Here is a 15,660-nt window from a genome sequence, read left to right as displayed (position 1 = left end):
AGCGGAACGGGAAGGGGGGATCAAACCTCTTCGATGCGGATCGCCACAGGTTCGCCGACGAGGACGCCCGTGGCCCCGAACCGGCTGATCGCATGGGAAATGTCGTCGCGAGAGGCCTTGTGGGTGACGATCAGCACCGGGGCGTGGCCGCCCTCGTGGCCATACTGGCGCATCCGGTCGATGGAGATGCCGGCCTCGCCGAGCGCCGTCGCGATCTTGGCCAGCGCCCCCGGCTTGTCGAGGAGCGTCATGCGCAGATACCAGGGCGCGGGCGCCGCGACCTTGGCGGGCACCGCCTCGACGAGGCTCGTGGCGGGGCGGCCGAAGGTGGGCAGGCGCAGTCCGCGCGCGAGGTCGATCACGTCGCCCATCACGGCGCTGGCGGTGGGGCCTTCGCCCGCGCCGGGGCCGCGCAGCACGATCTGGCCCACCGCGTCTCCTTCGAGCACCACCATATTGGTGCCGCCCTGAAGCTGGCCGAGCGGGCTGTCGGCGGGCACGAGGCAGGGGGTCATCCGCTGCTCGAGCCCGCGGCCCGACACCTGCGCCACGCCCAGAAGCTTGATGCGGAAGCCGAGATCGCCCGCATGGCGGATGTCGTCGATCGAGATCTGGCCGATCCCCTCGAGCTGCACGTCGTCGAAGCTGACGCGGGTGCCGAAGGCGATCGAGGCCAGAAGCGAGAGCTTGTGGCCCGCGTCGATCCCTCCGACATCGAGGTTCGGGTCGGCCTCGAGATAGCCGAGCTGGCGGGCCTCCTCGAAGACATGGTCGTAGGGCAGGCCCGCGGTCTCCATCCGGGTCAGGATGTAGTTGCAGGTGCCGTTCATGACGCCCATCACCCGGCGCATCTGGTTGCCGGCGAGCCCCTCGGTCAGCGCCTTGATGACCGGGATGCCGCCCGCGACGGCAGCCTCGAACCGGATGGCGAGGCCCGCGGCCTCGGCCATCTCGGCCAAGGCCTGCCCGTGATGAGCGAGGAGCGCCTTGTTCGCGGTCACCACATCCTTGCCGGCGGCCAGCGCGGCCTCGGTCGAGGCGCGCGCCGCCCCTTCCGAGCCGCCCATGACCTCGACGAACACGTCGATATCCGCGCGCTGTGCCAGCGCCACCGCATCCGTCTCCCAGGCGTAGCCCGAAAGATCGGCATCGCGGTTCTTCGACCGGTCGCGGGCGCAGACGGCGGTGATGGTGACCGGGCGTCCTGCGCGGGCGGCGATCAGGTCGGCGTGACGCTGGATGATCTTGACCACCCCGATACCGACGGTGCCGAGACCGGCAATACCAAGACGCAGGGGGGCAGCCATGAAACCTCCGAAATCTGTCTGACGGCGCGGCGGCGCCGGGCTGGATGCGCTGGTCTGTTAGCCGGTCGCGGGCGGAAGAGCAACGCGGCTCAGGGCTCTGCGGGCGCGCTTTGCAGGCTGGCGGCTCGCGCGCGAAGGGCGGCGGCGCGCGCTTCGAGGCTGGCTTGCGTCTCGGGCGTCACGGTGGGGGTTCCCGCCCGCGCCAGAAGCTCGTCGAGCGGCAGGAGCGGCGGGGCAGGCTCATCGGCGCGGCTCGTGCGGGCCTCCACCTCGGGAAAGGCCGTGCAGCCGGCAAGGGCCGCCATCGCGGCGAGGATCAGGGCAAGGCGCATCGGAGGCTCCGTTGGGGCGTCCGCAGATTAGCCTTTGCGCCGCAGCGGCGGCAAGGCCCCTCGGCCGGCGGGGGAGTACGCGGCAGCGGCCGTCGGACCGAAGGGACCGGCCTGCCGGCTCGGAGGGTGCTTGAATTGAACCGGCGTTCAGATAATCCTGCGGCCATGGCGCGAACGGCAGGATCTCATGCGGAGACGACGGGCCCGCGGGTCCGGGCGGCGGCCCAGCGGCTGATCGCCCGGCACGGCTATGCCGCCGTCTCGATGCGCCAGATCGCGGCCGAGGTGGGGGTGCAGGCGGGCGCGCTCTATCTCTATACGCCCGACAAGCAGACGCTGCTCTTCGACCTGATGCGGCTCCATATGGAGGAGCTGCTCGCCGCCTGCGAGGCGCTGCCCGAACCCTGCGACCCGCGCGCGGCGCTGGCGCAGTTCGCGCGGTTCCACATCGGCTATCACATCGACCGGCCCGAGGCCGTCTTCATCGCCTATATGGAGCTTCGGAACCTGAGCCCCGAGAATTTCGCCGTCATCGAGGGCCTGCGGCGGCGCTATGAGGAGCGTCTTGAGGCGATCCTCAGGGCCGGCACGGCGGTGGGGGTGTTCGCTCTGCCCGATCTCCGCCTCGCCACGCGGGCCATCATCGCCATGCTGACGGGCGTCACGCACTGGTTTCGCGACATGGGGCCGATGGGGCGCGACGAGGTGGCCGACCAGTATGCCGAGATGGTGCTGAAGACCGCCTCGGCCCGGTGAGCGCCGAGCCGTCGAGGGGTCCGGCTCGGCGGGCGAGGGCCGGGGCTTTCCCTCTGCCCCGCGGTCAGCCGGTGAAGTCGAGCTTCGGCATGAAGCGCGGCCGGGTCACGGTGAATTCGGTGAAGGTGAACGGGTCGAGGAACTGGAGGAAGAGCGGCGTGTAATCCATCCAGGTCTCGACCAGGATGAGGTAATCGCCCTCGGGCAGCACCGGGATCCGGTCCTCATAGTCCCCGATGGTGGCGTTCGTCTGGATGTCGGGGCCCCCTTCGGCGAAGGACCATTGCACCTCGTAGCTCTGGCTCGTCTCGTCCCAGGTGATGCTGCTCACGCGGATGGAGGTCGCCCGCGCGCCGGTGAGCCAGTCGAACAGGCCATGGGCATTGGCGAGGAAGGTCCCGTCGACCGAGCTGCGCTGGCGCGAGAGCATGTCCGAGATCGTGTAGGTGGCCTTGGACGAGACGGTGATCTTCGCAAAGGCGTCGAAGAAGACATAGATCCCGAGATAGGCCCAGACCAGCAGGGGCAGCACCAGCACCATCTCGACGGTGGCGCTGCCGCGGCGGTCGGACCAGAAGGCGCGCAGAAGGGGGCGGCGCATGGCTCAGCTCTCCGGGTTCGTGCGCCGCGGCTCGTTCACGAAGGCCGAGGTCGAGATGAGGCGGACGCCGCCCGACGGGTCCTTGGGCAGGTAGAGCCCGAGGCCCAGGCGCGGGAACAGCGGATCGACCACCACGCAGACGCGCACCAGCATCAGCTCGTTCTCGGCGCCGAGCGTGAAGGCGTCGGGCGGATTGATCTCGGCGGCGCGGTTGATGCACTCGGGGGCCGCGGTCGGCAGCGCCCAGGTGCCCGTGGTGGCGATGGGGGCCAGTTCGAGCCGCAGCACGTTCAGGCAGTCCTTCACCCAGGTGTTGCGGGCGCAGATATGTTCCCTGACGAGGTCCGGGGTCGGATTCTCGATCTGCGACAGCCGCAGCTCGCGCACGGTCATGTCGAGGGCGCGGTCGAGCAGCACCTTGCGCGACAGCAGCATCCCGCTTTCGAAGCCCGAGAAGACGACTGAGAGGATCACCGGGACGGCGATCACGAATTCCACGGTGGCGCTGCCGCTCTCGCAGGCGAGGCGCAGGCGGAGACGATCCAGCAAAGAGCGGATCATTGCGTCAGCCTCAGCTGGGTGATGTGGCTTGCGATGGAGTGGAAGACGGTGCGGATCTGCGGTCCGACGGTCGCGTAGTAATGGCCGGTCGTGCTCGCGCAATATTGCAGCAGCGCCTGACCGCCGGCCTCGGCCTCGAAGGCGACGGAATAGACCGTGATGCCCTGGGCGCGCGCGGCGTCGCAGATCTGCCTGGTCCGCTCGTTCTTGACGGTCGGATCCAGCGTCGAGACCCACGAGGAATATCTGCCGCTGACGCCTGCACTGGAATAGAGGCCCGACACCCAGCCCACGCGCGCCTGATGCCAGAGGTCGGGGTAGCTCAGCCGGTGGGCCGTGACGGTCGAGGGCGTATCGGTGCAGACCTGCTGATCCTGCCACCGCGTGCAAGATCCGTTGCGCGTGCGCGTGCAGACCTGCTCGACGGTGCAGCTCCGGGTGACGATGGTCGTGTCGGGGCCGGAATGTCCGCCGGTGCCGTCGCGCTTCCAGTAGTAGGTTCCGTTCGAGAGCCGGACGGACCACGAGCGGTTGGTGTCGGTGGCGGAGCCGGTGGCCCAGATGTCGGAGTCGCCGGTCTTCACCGCATTCGACAGCCGCGGTTCCTGGTTGACGTGCTGGCCGTCGGTCATCAGCACGACGACCTTCATCACATTGCCGCTCTGGTAGGCGAGGGGGCGGCCCGCGAAGGCCCCGTTCACCTTGCCGTCCTCGATCAGCGCCGCGACCGAGGGCTGGGTCGAGGGATCGAGCAGCGTGACGCCCCATTTCATCCCCGTGTCGATGGCCGTCGAGCCCTCGCCGCTCAGCCTGTCGATGGCGAGCTTCAGCGCCTCGGGATCGTGCGAGAAGGGCGTGACGGTCGGGTTGCCGGCCGCGGTCTCTTCGGGGCACCAGTAGTAGGTGGGCGCCTGCGTCGAGGAGGAGCTGGAGAAGAGCTCGCTGTTGCCCGAGCCGGTGAGGGGGGCGCCGTTGGCCAGCGCCGTCGTGGTGAAGTCGCTCGCCGCGAACTCCACGCAGCTGGAGTAGGGCTGGCGATGGGAGACGTTGGGATAGGTCGAGAGCAGGTCCGCGCCCGCATTGACCTGTCCGGTATAGGGCACGATCGAGACCGATATGACGGGCGCGCCGTCGAGGCCGGAATTGGCCCCCGCCATCACGATGTCGATGAAATCCCTGGCGGCGACCTTCAGATTGTCCAGCCGGTCGCGCGGGTTGGTGCCGTCGGTCACCATCGAGTTCGACATGTCGAGCACGAGCGAGATCTCGACGTTGGAGACGCGCTCTTCGGCGGTGCTGACGGCGGGGGCCTCGAGCCTGTCGATGTCCAGAAGCTTCATGAAGACGGTGGGCATGGAATAGGCGGCGGTCGCGGTCACGCTGCGGACATTGAGCGTGTTGGCATTCACCACCGGCTCGTCGAGATAGTCCGCGAGGCCCGCCTTGGTCACATAGTCGCGCACCACCTCGGCGGGCGAGCGGCTCTGCGTGAGGCTGGCCGCCGCCAGAACCGCGCGGTCGAGCGTGCCCTGCAGGCGCGCGCGCTGGAACTCGAAGCGCATGACATCGACGGCGAGGCCGCCGATCATCAGCATCAGGATCAGCATGAAGATCCCGAAGATCAGGATCGAGCCGTCCTCGCTCCGGCCGAACCGGCGGAGGGCGGACGGACCGGAAGATCGGTCATGTCGGGTCATGCAGAATATCCTTGGCCGCGCGGGGGGGAAGGGGCCCGCGCGTCACCTCCAAATCATGGTCCGGGCGTCATTTTGAGGGAGGGTTGGGGCGGAATTATGGCCTGTCATGCGCCCTGGCGCGGCGTCTTGCGCCCCGAGACGCGGCGGACGGAAAGGGCCGTTCCCGCGGTCCGGAGACGGGAGGACCGTCCGCGCGGAACGGCGAAGGCGCGGTCTGTCCCCTCCGCGCGGAGCGGCGGCGGCTGGCGCGCCGGGCCGCCGCTTTTCGCCGACGTGACGGCAGCGGGTGCAAATCCCGCGCGGGCGGTCTAGCTTCTCCTCCGGGGGCGCAATCCGCGCCTCGTCTCGAGGAGGAGGCCTGACATGCAAGCCGCAGAACCCAGTTTCCGCGAATCCGTCGATCTGATGTTCAACCGCGCCGTGGCGCTGATGGACCTCTCGCCGGGCCTCGAGGAGAAGATCCGGGTCTGCAACTCCACCTATACCGTGCGCTTCGGGGTGCGGCTGCGGGGCAAGATCTTCACCTTCACCGGCTACCGCTCGGTCCATTCCGAACATATGGAGCCGGTGAAGGGCGGGATCCGCTATGCCCTGTCGGTGAGCCAGGACGAGGTCGAGGCGCTGGCTGCGCTCATGACCTACAAATGCGCGCTGGTCGAGACGCCCTTCGGCGGTTCGAAGGGCGGGCTCTGCATCGATCCGCGCGAATGGGACGAGCATGAGCTGGAGCAGATCACCCGGCGCTTCGCCTACGAGCTGGCCAAGCGCGACCTGATCCATCCGGCGCAGAACGTGCCCGCCCCCGACATGGGCACGGGCGAGCGCGAGATGGCCTGGATCGCCGACCAATATGCGCGAATGAACACGGCCGACATCAACGCGCGCGCCTGCGTGACCGGCAAGCCGATCAATGCGGGCGGCATCCACGGCCGGGTCGAGGCCACGGGGCGCGGCGTGCAGTTTGCGCTGCGCGAATTCTTCCGCCATGCCGAGGACAAGGCGCGCGCGGGGCTCTCGGGCGATCTCGACGGCAAGCGGATCATCGTGCAGGGCCTGGGCAATGTGGGCTATCACGCGGCGAAGTTCCTGACCGAGGAGGATGGCGCCAAGGTCACGGGCGTGATCGAGCGCGACGGGGCGCTGGTCAATCCGGCCGGGATCCCGGTCGAGGAGCTGCGCCACTGGATGATGAAGACCGGCTCGATCCGCGGCTTCTCGCAGGCCGACTTCGTCGAGGACGGGCGCAAGCTGCTCGAAGAGGAGTGCGACATTCTCATCCCCGCCGCGATGGAGGGTGTCATCACCCGGGAGAATGCGGCGCGGATCAAGGCGCCGCTCATCATCGAGGCGGCGAACGGCCCGATCACCTTCGGCGCGGACGAGATCCTGCGCCAGAAGGGGACGGTCATCGTGCCCGATCTCTATGCCAATGCGGGCGGCGTCACGGTCTCCTATTTCGAATGGGTGAAGAACCTCAGCCACATCCGCTTCGGCCGGATGCAGCGGCGGGCCGAGGAGGCGCGCTCGCGCGCGCTGGTCGAGGAGCTCGAGCGGCTTTCGGCGGATCAGGGGCTGGGCTGGCAGCTCGCGCCCGACTTCAAGCAGAAGTTCATGCAGGGGTCGGACGAGCTGGCGCTGGTGCGCTCGGGCCTCGATGACACGATGCGCATCGCCTATCAGTCGATGCGCGAGGTCTGGCACGGGGCGGAAGGCGCGCAGGATCTGCGCGTGGCGGCCTATATCGTGGCGATCCGCCGGGTGGCGGCCACCTACCGCTCGAAGGGGCTCTGAGGCAGGAGTGGGGGCGCTGCCCCCACACCCCCGGGATATTTGGGCCAGAATGAAAAGAGGGCGGGGGTCGTGGGCGGCGGAGGCCGCTGGACAGAGGTGCCGGGGGGCACGATAACCGGACCATGAGCCTGCCACCCGGATTCCTCGACGAACTGCGCAATCGCGTCCCGCTCTCGCAGGTGGTCGGGCGCAAGGTGACGTGGGATCTGCGCAAGTCGAACCAGGGCAAGGGCGACTTCTGGGCGCCGTGTCCCTTCCATCAGGAGAAGTCGGCGAGCTTTCACGTCGACGATCGCAAGGGCTTCTATTACTGCTTCGGCTGCCATGCGAAGGGCGATGCCATCGCCTTCGTGAAGGACACCGAGAATGTGGGCTTCATGGAGGCGGTCGAGATCCTCGCGCGCGAGGCGGGGATGGCGATGCCGGCCCGCGATCCGCGGGCGGCCGAGAAGGCCGACCGGCGGAGCCAGCTTGCCGAGGTGATGGAGGAGGCGGTGAAGTTCTACCGCCTGCAATTGCGCACCGGGGCGGCATCGGCCGCGCGCGACTATCTCGCACGGCGCCGGCTGTCCGAGGAGGGGCAGGAGCGCTTCGGCATCGGCTTCGCGCCGGACGGACGGCAGGCGCTGTTTCAGGCGCTGACCGGCAAGGGGATCGCGCCGGATCTGCTGGTCGAGGCCGGGCTCTGCGCGCGCCCCGAGGATGGCGGCGCGCCCTATGACCGGTTCCGCGGCCGTATCATCTTTCCGATCCGCGATGCGCGGGGGCGGGCGATCAGCCTCGGCGGCCGGGCGATGGATCCGGCGGCGCGGGCGAAATATCTCAACGGGCCCGAGACGCCGCTCTTCGACAAGGGGCGCAACCTCTACAATGCGGGGCCGGCGCGCGAGGCGGCGGGCAAGGGCCAGCCGCTCGTGGTGGCCGAAGGCTACATGGATGTGATCGCGCTCTCGGAGGCGGGGTTCCGGGCCACGGTGGCCCCGCTCGGCACCGCCATCACCGAGGACCAGCTGCGGCTGATGTGGCGCATCCATCCCGAGCCGGTGATCGCGCTCGACGGGGATGCGGCGGGCATCCGGGCGGCGCTGCGGGTGGTGGATCTGGCGCTGCCGCTTCTCGAGGCGGGGCAGGGGCTGCGCTTTGCGGTGCTGCCGCCGGGGCTCGATCCCGACGATCTGATCCGCGCCGAGGGGGCTTCCGCCATGGGGCGCGTGCTCGAGGCCGCGCAGCCGATGGTCGGGCTTCTGTGGCGGCGCGAGACCGAGGGCCATGTCTTCGACAGCCCCGAGCGGCGTGCGGCGCTCGACAAGCGGCTGCGCGCGGCGGTGCAGCGGATCGCCGATCCGAGCATCCGGCGCCACTACGGCGACGAGCTGAACCGGCTCCGGATGGAGATCTTCGGCACCTCTGTGCCGCGGCGCGCCTTCCACCGCGGCGGCAAACGCGAGCCCCTGGCGGTGGCGCCCCATCCTTCGACGCGCGCCTCGCTTCTGGCCACGGCCGCCGGCGAGCGGATCGAGGAGGAGATGCGGCTCGGCGTGATTCTCGCCACCTGCGCACTGCATCCGACGCTGATCCACGAGTTCGAGACGGCGCTCGAGGCGCTGGAGCTGTCCGATCCCGATCATCGGGCGCTGCACCGGGTGCTCCTTGCCGCCGCCGGCATGGCCGAGGCCGACACGGCGCGGGGTGCGATCCGTGCCGAGGCGGGCCCGGCCCTTGAAAGGCTGCTGGCGCTGACCCATGTTCGCATCTGCCCGTCGGTGCGCCACCCCGGGGATCTCGAGATGGCGCGCATGTGCCTGGCCGAGGAGCTCGCGAAGCTCGAGGCCCGGCGCGGCGCACGGCAGGAAATCGAGGAGGCGGTCGAGGATCTGGCGGGTCTCGTGGACGAGGGGCTGACGTGGCGCCTGTCGCAGGCGGCGGAGGCGCGGCATCGTGCCGAACGGGCCCGTCTTGACGACTCGTCCGACCTTGGCGAAGACCGGGCCGCCCTGTCGAGATCGCTGCAGGAGATGATCGATCGCCAGATCTGGGTAAAGAAAAGGGGCTGAGGCGCTTCCCCCTCCTGTGATTCGAGCTATTGATTCGCTATATCGTCCCGACGATTCGACCTTCGCTTCGGCAAGACCACCCTCCGCGCTTCTGAGGAGCATCCATGGCAGTCAAAGACACTGACGACGGCAAACCCGAGGATCAGGACGCCGAAACCTCGCTGGACATGAGCCAGGCCGCCGTCAAACGGATGATCGCGGAGGCGCGCGAGCGCGGCTATATCACCTACGATCAGCTCAACACGGTTCTGCCGCAGGACCAGGTCTCGTCCGAGCAGATCGAGGACGTGATGGCCATGCTCTCGGAGATGGGCATCAACGTCATCGAGAACGAGGAGGCGGAGGAGGGCGAGCCCGCGGGCGAGCTCGTCGAGCAGGGCTCGGGGTCGCGCGAGATCGCCGTGGCGGGAACGCAGGGCGAGACGCTCGACCGCACCGACGATCCGGTGCGCATGTATCTGCGCGAGATGGGCTCGGTGGAGCTTCTGAGCCGCGAGGGCGAGATCGCCATCGCCAAGCGCATCGAGGCCGGCCGCAACACGATGATCGCGGGTCTCTGCGAGAGCCCGCTGACCTTTCAGGCCATCACGATCTGGCGCGACGAGCTTCTGTCCGAAGACATCCTGCTGCGCGACGTGATCGACCTCGAGGCGACCTTCGGCCGCTCGCTCGACGGCGATGGCGACGACGAGATCGACGGGCCGGAGATCGACGAGGTCGAGGTGGCCGCGGCGCCCGCGCCGGCCCCGCGCCGGTCGACCTCGTCCGAGCCCGAACTCGATGCCGACGGCAACCCGATCAGCCGCGCCGAGGAAGAGGACGAGGACGACGAGGCCTCGGCCATGTCGCTCGCCGCGATGGAAGCGGCGCTGAAGCCGCGCGTGCTCGAGACGCTCGAGCTGATCGCGCGCGACTACGGCAAGCTGGCCGAGATGCAGAACCGGCGCATGTCGGCCACGCTGAACGATCATATCCGCTTCACGACCGAGGACGAGGCCGCCTATCAGAAGCTGCGCTCCGAGATCGTGCTTCTGGTGAACGAGCTTCATCTGCACAACAACCGGATCGAGGCGCTGATCGACCAGCTCTACGGCATCAACCGCAAGATCATGTCGATCAACTCGGCCATGGTGAAGCTGGCCGATGCGGCCCGCATCAACCGGCGCGAGTTCATCGACGAATATCAGGGCTACGAGCTCGACCCGATGTGGGCCGAGCGGATGGCCGCGAAGTCGGGCCGCGGCTGGCAGACCCTGATGGAGAAGAGCCGCGACCGGGTCGAGGATCTGCGGGGCGAGATGGCGCAGGTCGGCCAGTATGTCGGCGTGGATATCTCCGAGTTCCGCCGCATCGTGAACCAGGTCCAGAAGGGTGAGAAGGAAGCCCGTCAGGCCAAGAAGGAGATGGTCGAGGCGAACCTGCGTCTCGTGATCTCGATCGCCAAGAAATACACCAACCGCGGGCTGCAGTTCCTCGATCTGATCCAGGAGGGCAACATCGGCCTGATGAAGGCGGTGGACAAGTTCGAATACCGGCGCGGCTACAAGTTCTCGACCTATGCGACCTGGTGGATCCGACAGGCCATCACGCGCTCCATCGCCGACCAGGCCCGCACGATCCGCATCCCGGTCCACATGATCGAGACGATCAACAAGCTGGTGCGGACGGGGCGGCAGATGCTGCACGAGATCGGCCGCGAGCCCACGCCCGAGGAGCTGGCCGAAAAGCTGCAGATGCCGCTCGAGAAGGTCCGCAAGGTGATGAAGATCGCCAAGGAGCCGATCTCGCTCGAGACGCCCATCGGGGACGAGGAAGACAGCCAGCTCGGCGATTTCATCGAGGACAAGAACGCGATCCTGCCGCTCGATTCCGCCATTCAGGAGAACCTGAAGGAGACGACCACCCGGGTCCTGGCCAGCCTCACCCCGCGCGAGGAGCGGGTTCTGCGGATGCGGTTCGGCATCGGCATGAACACCGACCATACGCTCGAAGAGGTGGGCCAGCAGTTCTCGGTGACGCGCGAGCGCATCCGCCAGATCGAAGCCAAGGCGCTGCGCAAGCTCAAGCATCCCAGCCGCAGCCGCAAGCTGCGGAGTTTCCTCGATCAGTAAGGACCGGCGCCATGATCCGCGCTCTCGCATTTGCCGCCCTCGCCGCCGCGACCTTCGCCGGTCCGGCCGCGGCCTATATTGCCCGAAACGGCGAGGTCGTGCGGCCTGAGGCCGACGGCACCTTCCTCGTCGTGGGCAGCCCGGGGCAGGGTCCGGGCGAAAGCTGGTGCGCGGCGGGCGACTATGTGATGGCGCAGGGGCTCGTGCCGACCACGCGGATCTGGCGCCTGAGCGAACCGCCGCGGCGGCAGGGCCAGGGCGTGCGCTTCGGCCTCTCGCCGCAAGGCGCGGCCAGCAAGACCGGCCTCTTCATCCTCGGCTCCAAGGATGCCTCGCTGAGCGCCATCCATGCGCGCGCGCTGTGCCGCAAGGACCCGCCGATCCACGACTGATCGGGCCATCGCCTCGAAGCTGCGGCCCCGGTTGCGACACCGCCCCGGGTCCGCCTGAGTCTCGCGCGCCACAGAAACGACCCCTCATCTGGGGTCCCTCGATTTCCGCTGTGCAACCCATCGGCCTCTGGCTATGGTCTTGTGGATAACGAGAGGGGCACCCCGGATCTGTAGATCGGCGGGCCGCGTCCCCGACCTGAGGCGTGAGGGAGGGAGACGCGATGCGCTGCCCGTTCTGCGGAAATATCGATACTCAAGTGAAAGACAGCCGCCCGGCCGAGGATCATGTCTCGATCCGCCGCCGCCGGTTCTGCCCGGCCTGCGGGGGCCGGTTCACCACCTACGAGCGGGTGCAGCTGCGCGATCTCGTCGTGATCAAATCCTCGGGCAAGCGCGAGGATTTCGACCGCACGAAGCTCGAACGCTCGATCCGCATCGCCATGCAGAAACGGCCGATCGAGCCGGAGCGGATCGACCAGATGATCTCGGGCATCGTCCGGCGGCTGGAGAGCCTCGGCGACACCGACATCCCCTCGAAGGTGATCGGCGAGATCGTGATGGAGAGCCTCGCGCGGATCGACACGGTGGCCTACGTCCGCTTCGCGAGCGTCTACAAGAACTTCCAGGCAGCGGACGACTTCGACAAGTTCGTCTCCGAGCTGCGCCCGTCGGCCCCCGCGGAAGAGTGACCGACGCGGATCACATGGCCCACGCGCTCCGGCTGGGCGCGCGCGGGCTCGGGCGGACCTGGCCCAACCCGGCGGTGGGCTGTGTCATCGTGAAGGCTGGCCGCGTGGTGGGCCGCGGCTGGACTTGCCCCGGCGGGCGTCCCCATGCCGAGCCGGTGGCGCTGGCCCAGGCCGGCGCGGCGGCGCTGGGCGCCACCGCCTATGTCACGCTCGAACCCTGCTCGCACCATGGCCGAACGCCGCCCTGCGCCGAGGCGCTGATCGCGGCCGGTCTCGCCCGGGTGGTGACCGCCACGGGAGACCCGGATCCCCGTGTCTCGGGACGGGGTCATGCGATGCTGCGGGAGGCCGGCATCGCCGTCACCGAACGGGTGCTCGAGGCCGAGGCGCGCACGGCCCATGCGGGCTTCCAGAAACGCGTGACCGAAGGGCTGCCCTTCGTCACGCTGAAGCTCGCGGCCACGCTCGACGGGCGCATTGCCACCGCCTCGGGAGAGAGCCGCTGGATCACCGGCAGCCTCGCGCGCCGGGCGGTTCATGCGATGCGGATGCGCCACGATGCGGTGATGGTGGGGGTGGGCACCGCCATCGCGGACGACCCGGATCTTTCGGTGCGCGATCTTGGCTCCGGACACCAGCCGGTGCGGATCGTGGTGGACAGCCTCCTGCGGCACGCGCCCGACAGCCGGCTTGGCCGCACCGCGCGGCAGGTGCCGGTCTGGCTCTGCCATGGGCCGGCCGCGCCCGAGGCCGCGCGCGCGGCCTGGGCGGCCTCGGGCGCGATCCTGCTCGAATGTCCGGCAGGCCCCGACGGGCTCGAGGCCGAGGCGGTTCTGCGCCGCCTTGCCGCCGAGGGTCTCACCCGGATCTTCTGCGAGGGCGGGGCCCGGCTCGGCGCCGCACTGGTGCGGGCGGGGCTCTGCGACGAGCTCGTCACCTTCACCGCGGGCAAGCTCATCGGCGAGGAAGGGCGCGGCGCGATGGGCGCGCTGCGCCTCGCCCGGCTGGCCGAAGCGCCGGCCTACCGGCTGGCCTCCCTCGACACGGTGGGGGGGGATCTGCTGGCCCGCTGGCAGAGGCTCTGACGGAGCCGCCTGAGCCCAGCCCACAGCCCTCCCCTTCATTCTGGCTCAAATATCCTCGGGGGGTGCGGGGGGCGGAAAGCCCCCCGCGGGTTCCGCAGGACCGGCCCCGGACCTCCCGGCGCGCCGGGAAGACGGACCCTCAAGGAAACTGCGCGGGCCGTCACCAGTGGCCGGTGTTCTGCATCGAGCTCCAGGGCTCGGCCGGAGGCAGGCTGTCGCCCATCTGCAGGAGTTCGATCGAGATATTGTCCGGGCTGCGGACGAAGGCCATGTGGCCGTCGCGCGGCGGACGGTTGATCGTGACACCCGCCGCCTGCAGCCTGGCGCACATGTCGTAGATATCCTCGACCGCATAGGCCAGATGGCCGAAATGGCGGCTGTCCGAAGGCAATCCCTCGTCGCCGTCCCAGTTGTAGGTGAGTTCGACCGGGCATTCCGGCTGGCCCGGCGGGGCCATGAAGACCAGGGTGAAGCGCCCCGTCTCGCTCTCCGTGCGGCGGGTCTCCTCGAGCCCGAGGAGGCGGAAGAAGGCGATGCTCTTCTCGAGGTCGAGGACCCGGACCATGGTGTGAAGATATTTGACCTGCATGTTGTCCCTTCCAGCTGGTTTGGCGCGCAAGCTAGCACGCGCGGGCGGAAAGGAAACGGTCGCAGCGGCGTCATGGTCTTGCGCGCTTCGGGGCAAACCCCGCGGTCGGCTGGTCGAGGAGGGGTCCTTCGGCTGCCGTCATCGCGGAAGGCGCCCGAATGGCCTCGTGCTGCCGGAAGTGATTGTCCCGCGCGGCGTGACTCTGTAGGAACCCCCGGGGGCTCTGCCCCCGGACCCCCGGGATATTTGCGCCAGCGTGAAAGCGCGCGGCGGGAGAGGGAGCAGCATGGCACATCCGGAACAGCAGTATCTCGACCTTCTGGCCCAGACGCTGGAGCGGGGCGACCGGCGGGTTGACCGGACCGGGGTGGGGACGCTCTCGCTGTTCGGGGCGATGCTGCGGTTCGACCTGTCCGGTGGACAGGTGCCGATCCTGACCACCAAACGCGTCTACTGGAAGACGGCGGTGAAGGAGATGCTCTGGTTCCTCACCGGGGGCACCAACATCCGGCCGCTCCTGCAGGAGAATGTGCGGATCTGGAGCGACTGGCCGCTGGCCGCCTACCGGCGGGAGAGCGGCGAGGAGATCTCTCAGGCCGCGTTCGAGCAGCGCGTCCTCGAGGATGAGGCTTTCGCCGCGCGCTGGGGCGAGCTCGGGCCCGTCTATGGCAAGCAATGGCGGCGCTGGCTCGGGCCCGACGGGCACGAGCACGACCAGATCGCGGCCCTGATCGAGACACTGCGGACCAATCCGTCGAGCCGGCGGATGCTGTTTCATGCGTGGAACGTGGCGGAGGTGGGGCAGATGGCGCTGCCGCCCTGCCACATGGTCTATCAGTATCATGTGACTTCGGACGGGCGGCTGAATGCGCTTCTCTACCAGCGGTCGGTCGACCTTCTGCTCGGGGCGCCGTTCAATTTCGTGGGGGCCGCGGCTCTGCAACTCATGATCGCGCAGCAGGCCGGGCTCGTGCCGGGCGATCTGGTCTGGGTGGGGGGCGACACGCATCTCTACCTCAACCATCTCGATCAGGCGCGCGAGCAGACGGGCCGGGCGCCGCGGGACTGGCCCCGGATGCGTCTCCTGCGGCGGGCGGACAGCATCGACGATTACCGCATCGAGGATTTCGCGGTGGAGGGCTACGACCCCCATCCGGCGATCGCGGCGGAGGTGGCGGTCTGATGCTGACGCTGGTGGTGGCACGGGCGCGGGGCGGGGCGATCGGCCGGGACGGCACTATCCCCTGGGCCGCGCCGGAGGATCTGGCCTTCTTCCAGCGCGAGACGCTGGGCGGGGCGGTCATCATGGGGCGGCGTACCTGGGAGAGCTTGCCGAAGCGGCCGCTGCCGCGGCGGATGAACATCGTGGTGACCTCGCAGCCGCTGGAAGGCGACGCGCTCTTCACCTCCTTCGAGGCGGCCATTCCCGCGGCGGAAGCGGCGGGACATGCGCGGATCTATTCCATCGGCGGGGCGCGCGTCTTCTCGGAGCATCTGCCGCTTGCGGATCGTCTTCTCGTGACCGAGGTCGATCTCGAGGTGCCGGATGCGGATACGTTCTTCCCCGCGTTCGATCCGAAGGACTGGAACCTTGCGACCCGCATCGCGCTTCGTTCCGAGGCCCCCGCCTGCGTGCTTTACGAATACCTGCGCCGGCGTTGATACTGGGGCTCGCTTGATCCCCAGGAGTTGTGC

15 protein-coding genes are annotated in these 15,660 nt (G+C 68.8%); 9 read left to right on the top strand and 6 right to left on the bottom strand.

Annotated elements, in window-relative coordinates; genetic code table 11:
* Positions 1-20: 20 nt before the first annotated feature.
* Both RSP_RS10310 and RSP_RS10305 read right to left on the bottom strand, forming a co-directional pair.
* Complete coding sequence (locus tag RSP_RS10310; protein WP_002720567.1) at positions 21-1,307, bottom strand: homoserine dehydrogenase; 1,287 nt, start codon at positions 1,305-1,307, stop codon at positions 21-23.
* Between the two features lie 89 nt (positions 1,308-1,396).
* Positions 1,397-1,639: a hypothetical protein gene (locus RSP_RS10305; protein WP_002720566.1), complete on the bottom strand. Its 243-nt coding sequence runs from the start codon at positions 1,637-1,639 to the stop codon at positions 1,397-1,399.
* Between the two features lie 165 nt (positions 1,640-1,804).
* Here RSP_RS10305 and RSP_RS10300 point away from each other — a divergent pair, with 165 nt between their 5' ends.
* The gene (locus RSP_RS10300; protein ID WP_011338205.1) at positions 1,805-2,395 is read left to right on the top strand and encodes a TetR/AcrR family transcriptional regulator; all 591 of its coding nucleotides are present in this window, start codon (positions 1,805-1,807) and stop codon (positions 2,393-2,395) included.
* Positions 2,396-2,459: 64 nt separating this feature from the next.
* Here RSP_RS10300 and RSP_RS10295 read toward each other — a convergent pair whose 3' ends face one another.
* From RSP_RS10295 to RSP_RS10285, 3 genes are read right to left on the bottom strand one after another with little or no spacing between them, the layout of a single operon-like run.
* Entirely contained in the window at positions 2,460-2,996 is a 537-nt protein-coding gene (locus RSP_RS10295; RefSeq protein ID WP_009565547.1) for a TadE/TadG family type IV pilus assembly protein, read from the bottom strand.
* A gap of 3 nt (positions 2,997-2,999) precedes the next feature.
* On the bottom strand, positions 3,000-3,557 hold the full coding sequence (locus RSP_RS10290; protein WP_011338204.1) for a TadE/TadG family type IV pilus assembly protein: 558 nt from the start codon (positions 3,555-3,557) through the stop codon (positions 3,000-3,002).
* Positions 3,554-5,254: a TadE/TadG family type IV pilus assembly protein gene (locus RSP_RS10285; RefSeq protein ID WP_011338203.1), complete on the bottom strand. Its 1,701-nt coding sequence runs from the start codon at positions 5,252-5,254 to the stop codon at positions 3,554-3,556. Before RSP_RS10285 ends, RSP_RS10290 begins: the two co-directional genes overlap by 4 nt.
* Positions 5,255-5,617: 363 nt before the next feature.
* On the opposite strand from RSP_RS10285, the gene RSP_RS10275 reads away from it, so the two are divergent.
* The 6 genes from RSP_RS10275 to ribD all read left to right on the top strand — a co-directional run bounded on the left by RSP_RS10275 (position 5,618) and on the right by ribD (position 13,376).
* Positions 5,618-7,045, top strand: coding sequence for a Glu/Leu/Phe/Val family dehydrogenase (locus tag RSP_RS10275; RefSeq protein WP_011338202.1), 1,428 nt, complete (start codon positions 5,618-5,620; stop codon positions 7,043-7,045).
* A 122-nt stretch (positions 7,046-7,167) separates the two neighbouring features.
* A complete protein-coding gene (gene dnaG, locus RSP_RS10270) occupies positions 7,168-9,099 on the top strand; it encodes a DNA primase (protein WP_011338201.1) in 1,932 nt (643 codons plus the stop codon).
* 104 nt (positions 9,100-9,203) lie between these two features.
* Positions 9,204-11,210: an RNA polymerase sigma factor RpoD gene (gene rpoD, locus RSP_RS10265; RefSeq protein WP_011338200.1), complete on the top strand. Its 2,007-nt coding sequence runs from the start codon at positions 9,204-9,206 to the stop codon at positions 11,208-11,210.
* Between the two features lie 11 nt (positions 11,211-11,221).
* Positions 11,222-11,602, top strand: coding sequence for a hypothetical protein (locus RSP_RS10260; protein ID WP_011338199.1), 381 nt, complete (start codon positions 11,222-11,224; stop codon positions 11,600-11,602).
* 221 nt (positions 11,603-11,823) lie between these two features.
* Positions 11,824-12,291 (top strand): transcriptional regulator NrdR, encoded by a 468-nt coding sequence (nrdR, locus tag RSP_RS10255; RefSeq protein ID WP_002720557.1) that lies wholly within the window; start codon positions 11,824-11,826, stop codon positions 12,289-12,291.
* Positions 12,292-12,305: 14 nt separating this feature from the next.
* Positions 12,306-13,376, top strand: a complete 1,071-nt coding sequence (gene ribD, locus RSP_RS10250) for a bifunctional diaminohydroxyphosphoribosylaminopyrimidine deaminase/5-amino-6-(5-phosphoribosylamino)uracil reductase RibD (RefSeq protein ID WP_011338198.1) — start codon at positions 12,306-12,308, stop codon at positions 13,374-13,376.
* Positions 13,377-13,536: 160 nt separating this feature from the next.
* Here ribD and RSP_RS10245 read toward each other — a convergent pair whose 3' ends face one another.
* Positions 13,537-13,965: a VOC family protein gene (locus RSP_RS10245; RefSeq protein WP_002720555.1), complete on the bottom strand. Its 429-nt coding sequence runs from the start codon at positions 13,963-13,965 to the stop codon at positions 13,537-13,539.
* Between the two features lie 286 nt (positions 13,966-14,251).
* Here RSP_RS10245 and thyA point away from each other — a divergent pair, with 286 nt between their 5' ends.
* Together thyA and RSP_RS10235 are read left to right on the top strand one after the other, a co-directional pair.
* On the top strand, positions 14,252-15,148 hold the full coding sequence (gene thyA / locus RSP_RS10240) for a thymidylate synthase (protein ID WP_011338197.1): 897 nt from the start codon (positions 14,252-14,254) through the stop codon (positions 15,146-15,148).
* Entirely contained in the window at positions 15,148-15,627 is a 480-nt protein-coding gene (locus tag RSP_RS10235) for a dihydrofolate reductase (RefSeq protein WP_011338196.1), read from the top strand. Before thyA ends, RSP_RS10235 begins: the two co-directional genes overlap by 1 nt.
* Positions 15,628-15,660 lie beyond the last annotated feature (33 nt).

The sequence above is a fragment of the Cereibacter sphaeroides 2.4.1 genome (genome assembly GCF_000012905.2).
Classification (GTDB): domain Bacteria; phylum Pseudomonadota; class Alphaproteobacteria; order Rhodobacterales; family Rhodobacteraceae; genus Cereibacter_A; species Cereibacter_A sphaeroides.
Note: the sequence above shows the minus strand (reverse complement) of the source record. Positions and strands in the feature narration are given on the sequence as shown.

Coding starts and splice junctions, on each gene's coding strand:
- RSP_RS10235 (WP_011338196.1), top strand. CDS start 15,148: ATGCTGACGCTGGTGGTGGCACGGGCGCGGGGCGGGGCGATCGGCCGG.
- RSP_RS10310 (WP_002720567.1), bottom strand. CDS start 1,307: ATGGCTGCCCCCCTGCGTCTTGGTATTGCCGGTCTCGGCACCGTCGGT.
- RSP_RS10305 (WP_002720566.1), bottom strand. CDS start 1,639: ATGCGCCTTGCCCTGATCCTCGCCGCGATGGCGGCCCTTGCCGGCTGC.
- RSP_RS10290 (WP_011338204.1), bottom strand. CDS start 3,557: ATGATCCGCTCTTTGCTGGATCGTCTCCGCCTGCGCCTCGCCTGCGAG.
- RSP_RS10260 (WP_011338199.1), top strand. CDS start 11,222: ATGATCCGCGCTCTCGCATTTGCCGCCCTCGCCGCCGCGACCTTCGCC.
- ribD (WP_011338198.1), top strand. CDS start 12,306: ATGGCCCACGCGCTCCGGCTGGGCGCGCGCGGGCTCGGGCGGACCTGG.
- nrdR (WP_002720557.1), top strand. CDS start 11,824: ATGCGCTGCCCGTTCTGCGGAAATATCGATACTCAAGTGAAAGACAGC.
- thyA (WP_011338197.1), top strand. CDS start 14,252: ATGGCACATCCGGAACAGCAGTATCTCGACCTTCTGGCCCAGACGCTG.
- RSP_RS10275 (WP_011338202.1), top strand. CDS start 5,618: ATGCAAGCCGCAGAACCCAGTTTCCGCGAATCCGTCGATCTGATGTTC.
- RSP_RS10295 (WP_009565547.1), bottom strand. CDS start 2,996: ATGCGCCGCCCCCTTCTGCGCGCCTTCTGGTCCGACCGCCGCGGCAGC.
- rpoD (WP_011338200.1), top strand. CDS start 9,204: ATGGCAGTCAAAGACACTGACGACGGCAAACCCGAGGATCAGGACGCC.
- RSP_RS10245 (WP_002720555.1), bottom strand. CDS start 13,965: ATGCAGGTCAAATATCTTCACACCATGGTCCGGGTCCTCGACCTCGAG.
- dnaG (WP_011338201.1), top strand. CDS start 7,168: ATGAGCCTGCCACCCGGATTCCTCGACGAACTGCGCAATCGCGTCCCG.
- RSP_RS10300 (WP_011338205.1), top strand. CDS start 1,805: ATGGCGCGAACGGCAGGATCTCATGCGGAGACGACGGGCCCGCGGGTC.
- RSP_RS10285 (WP_011338203.1), bottom strand. CDS start 5,254: ATGACCCGACATGACCGATCTTCCGGTCCGTCCGCCCTCCGCCGGTTC.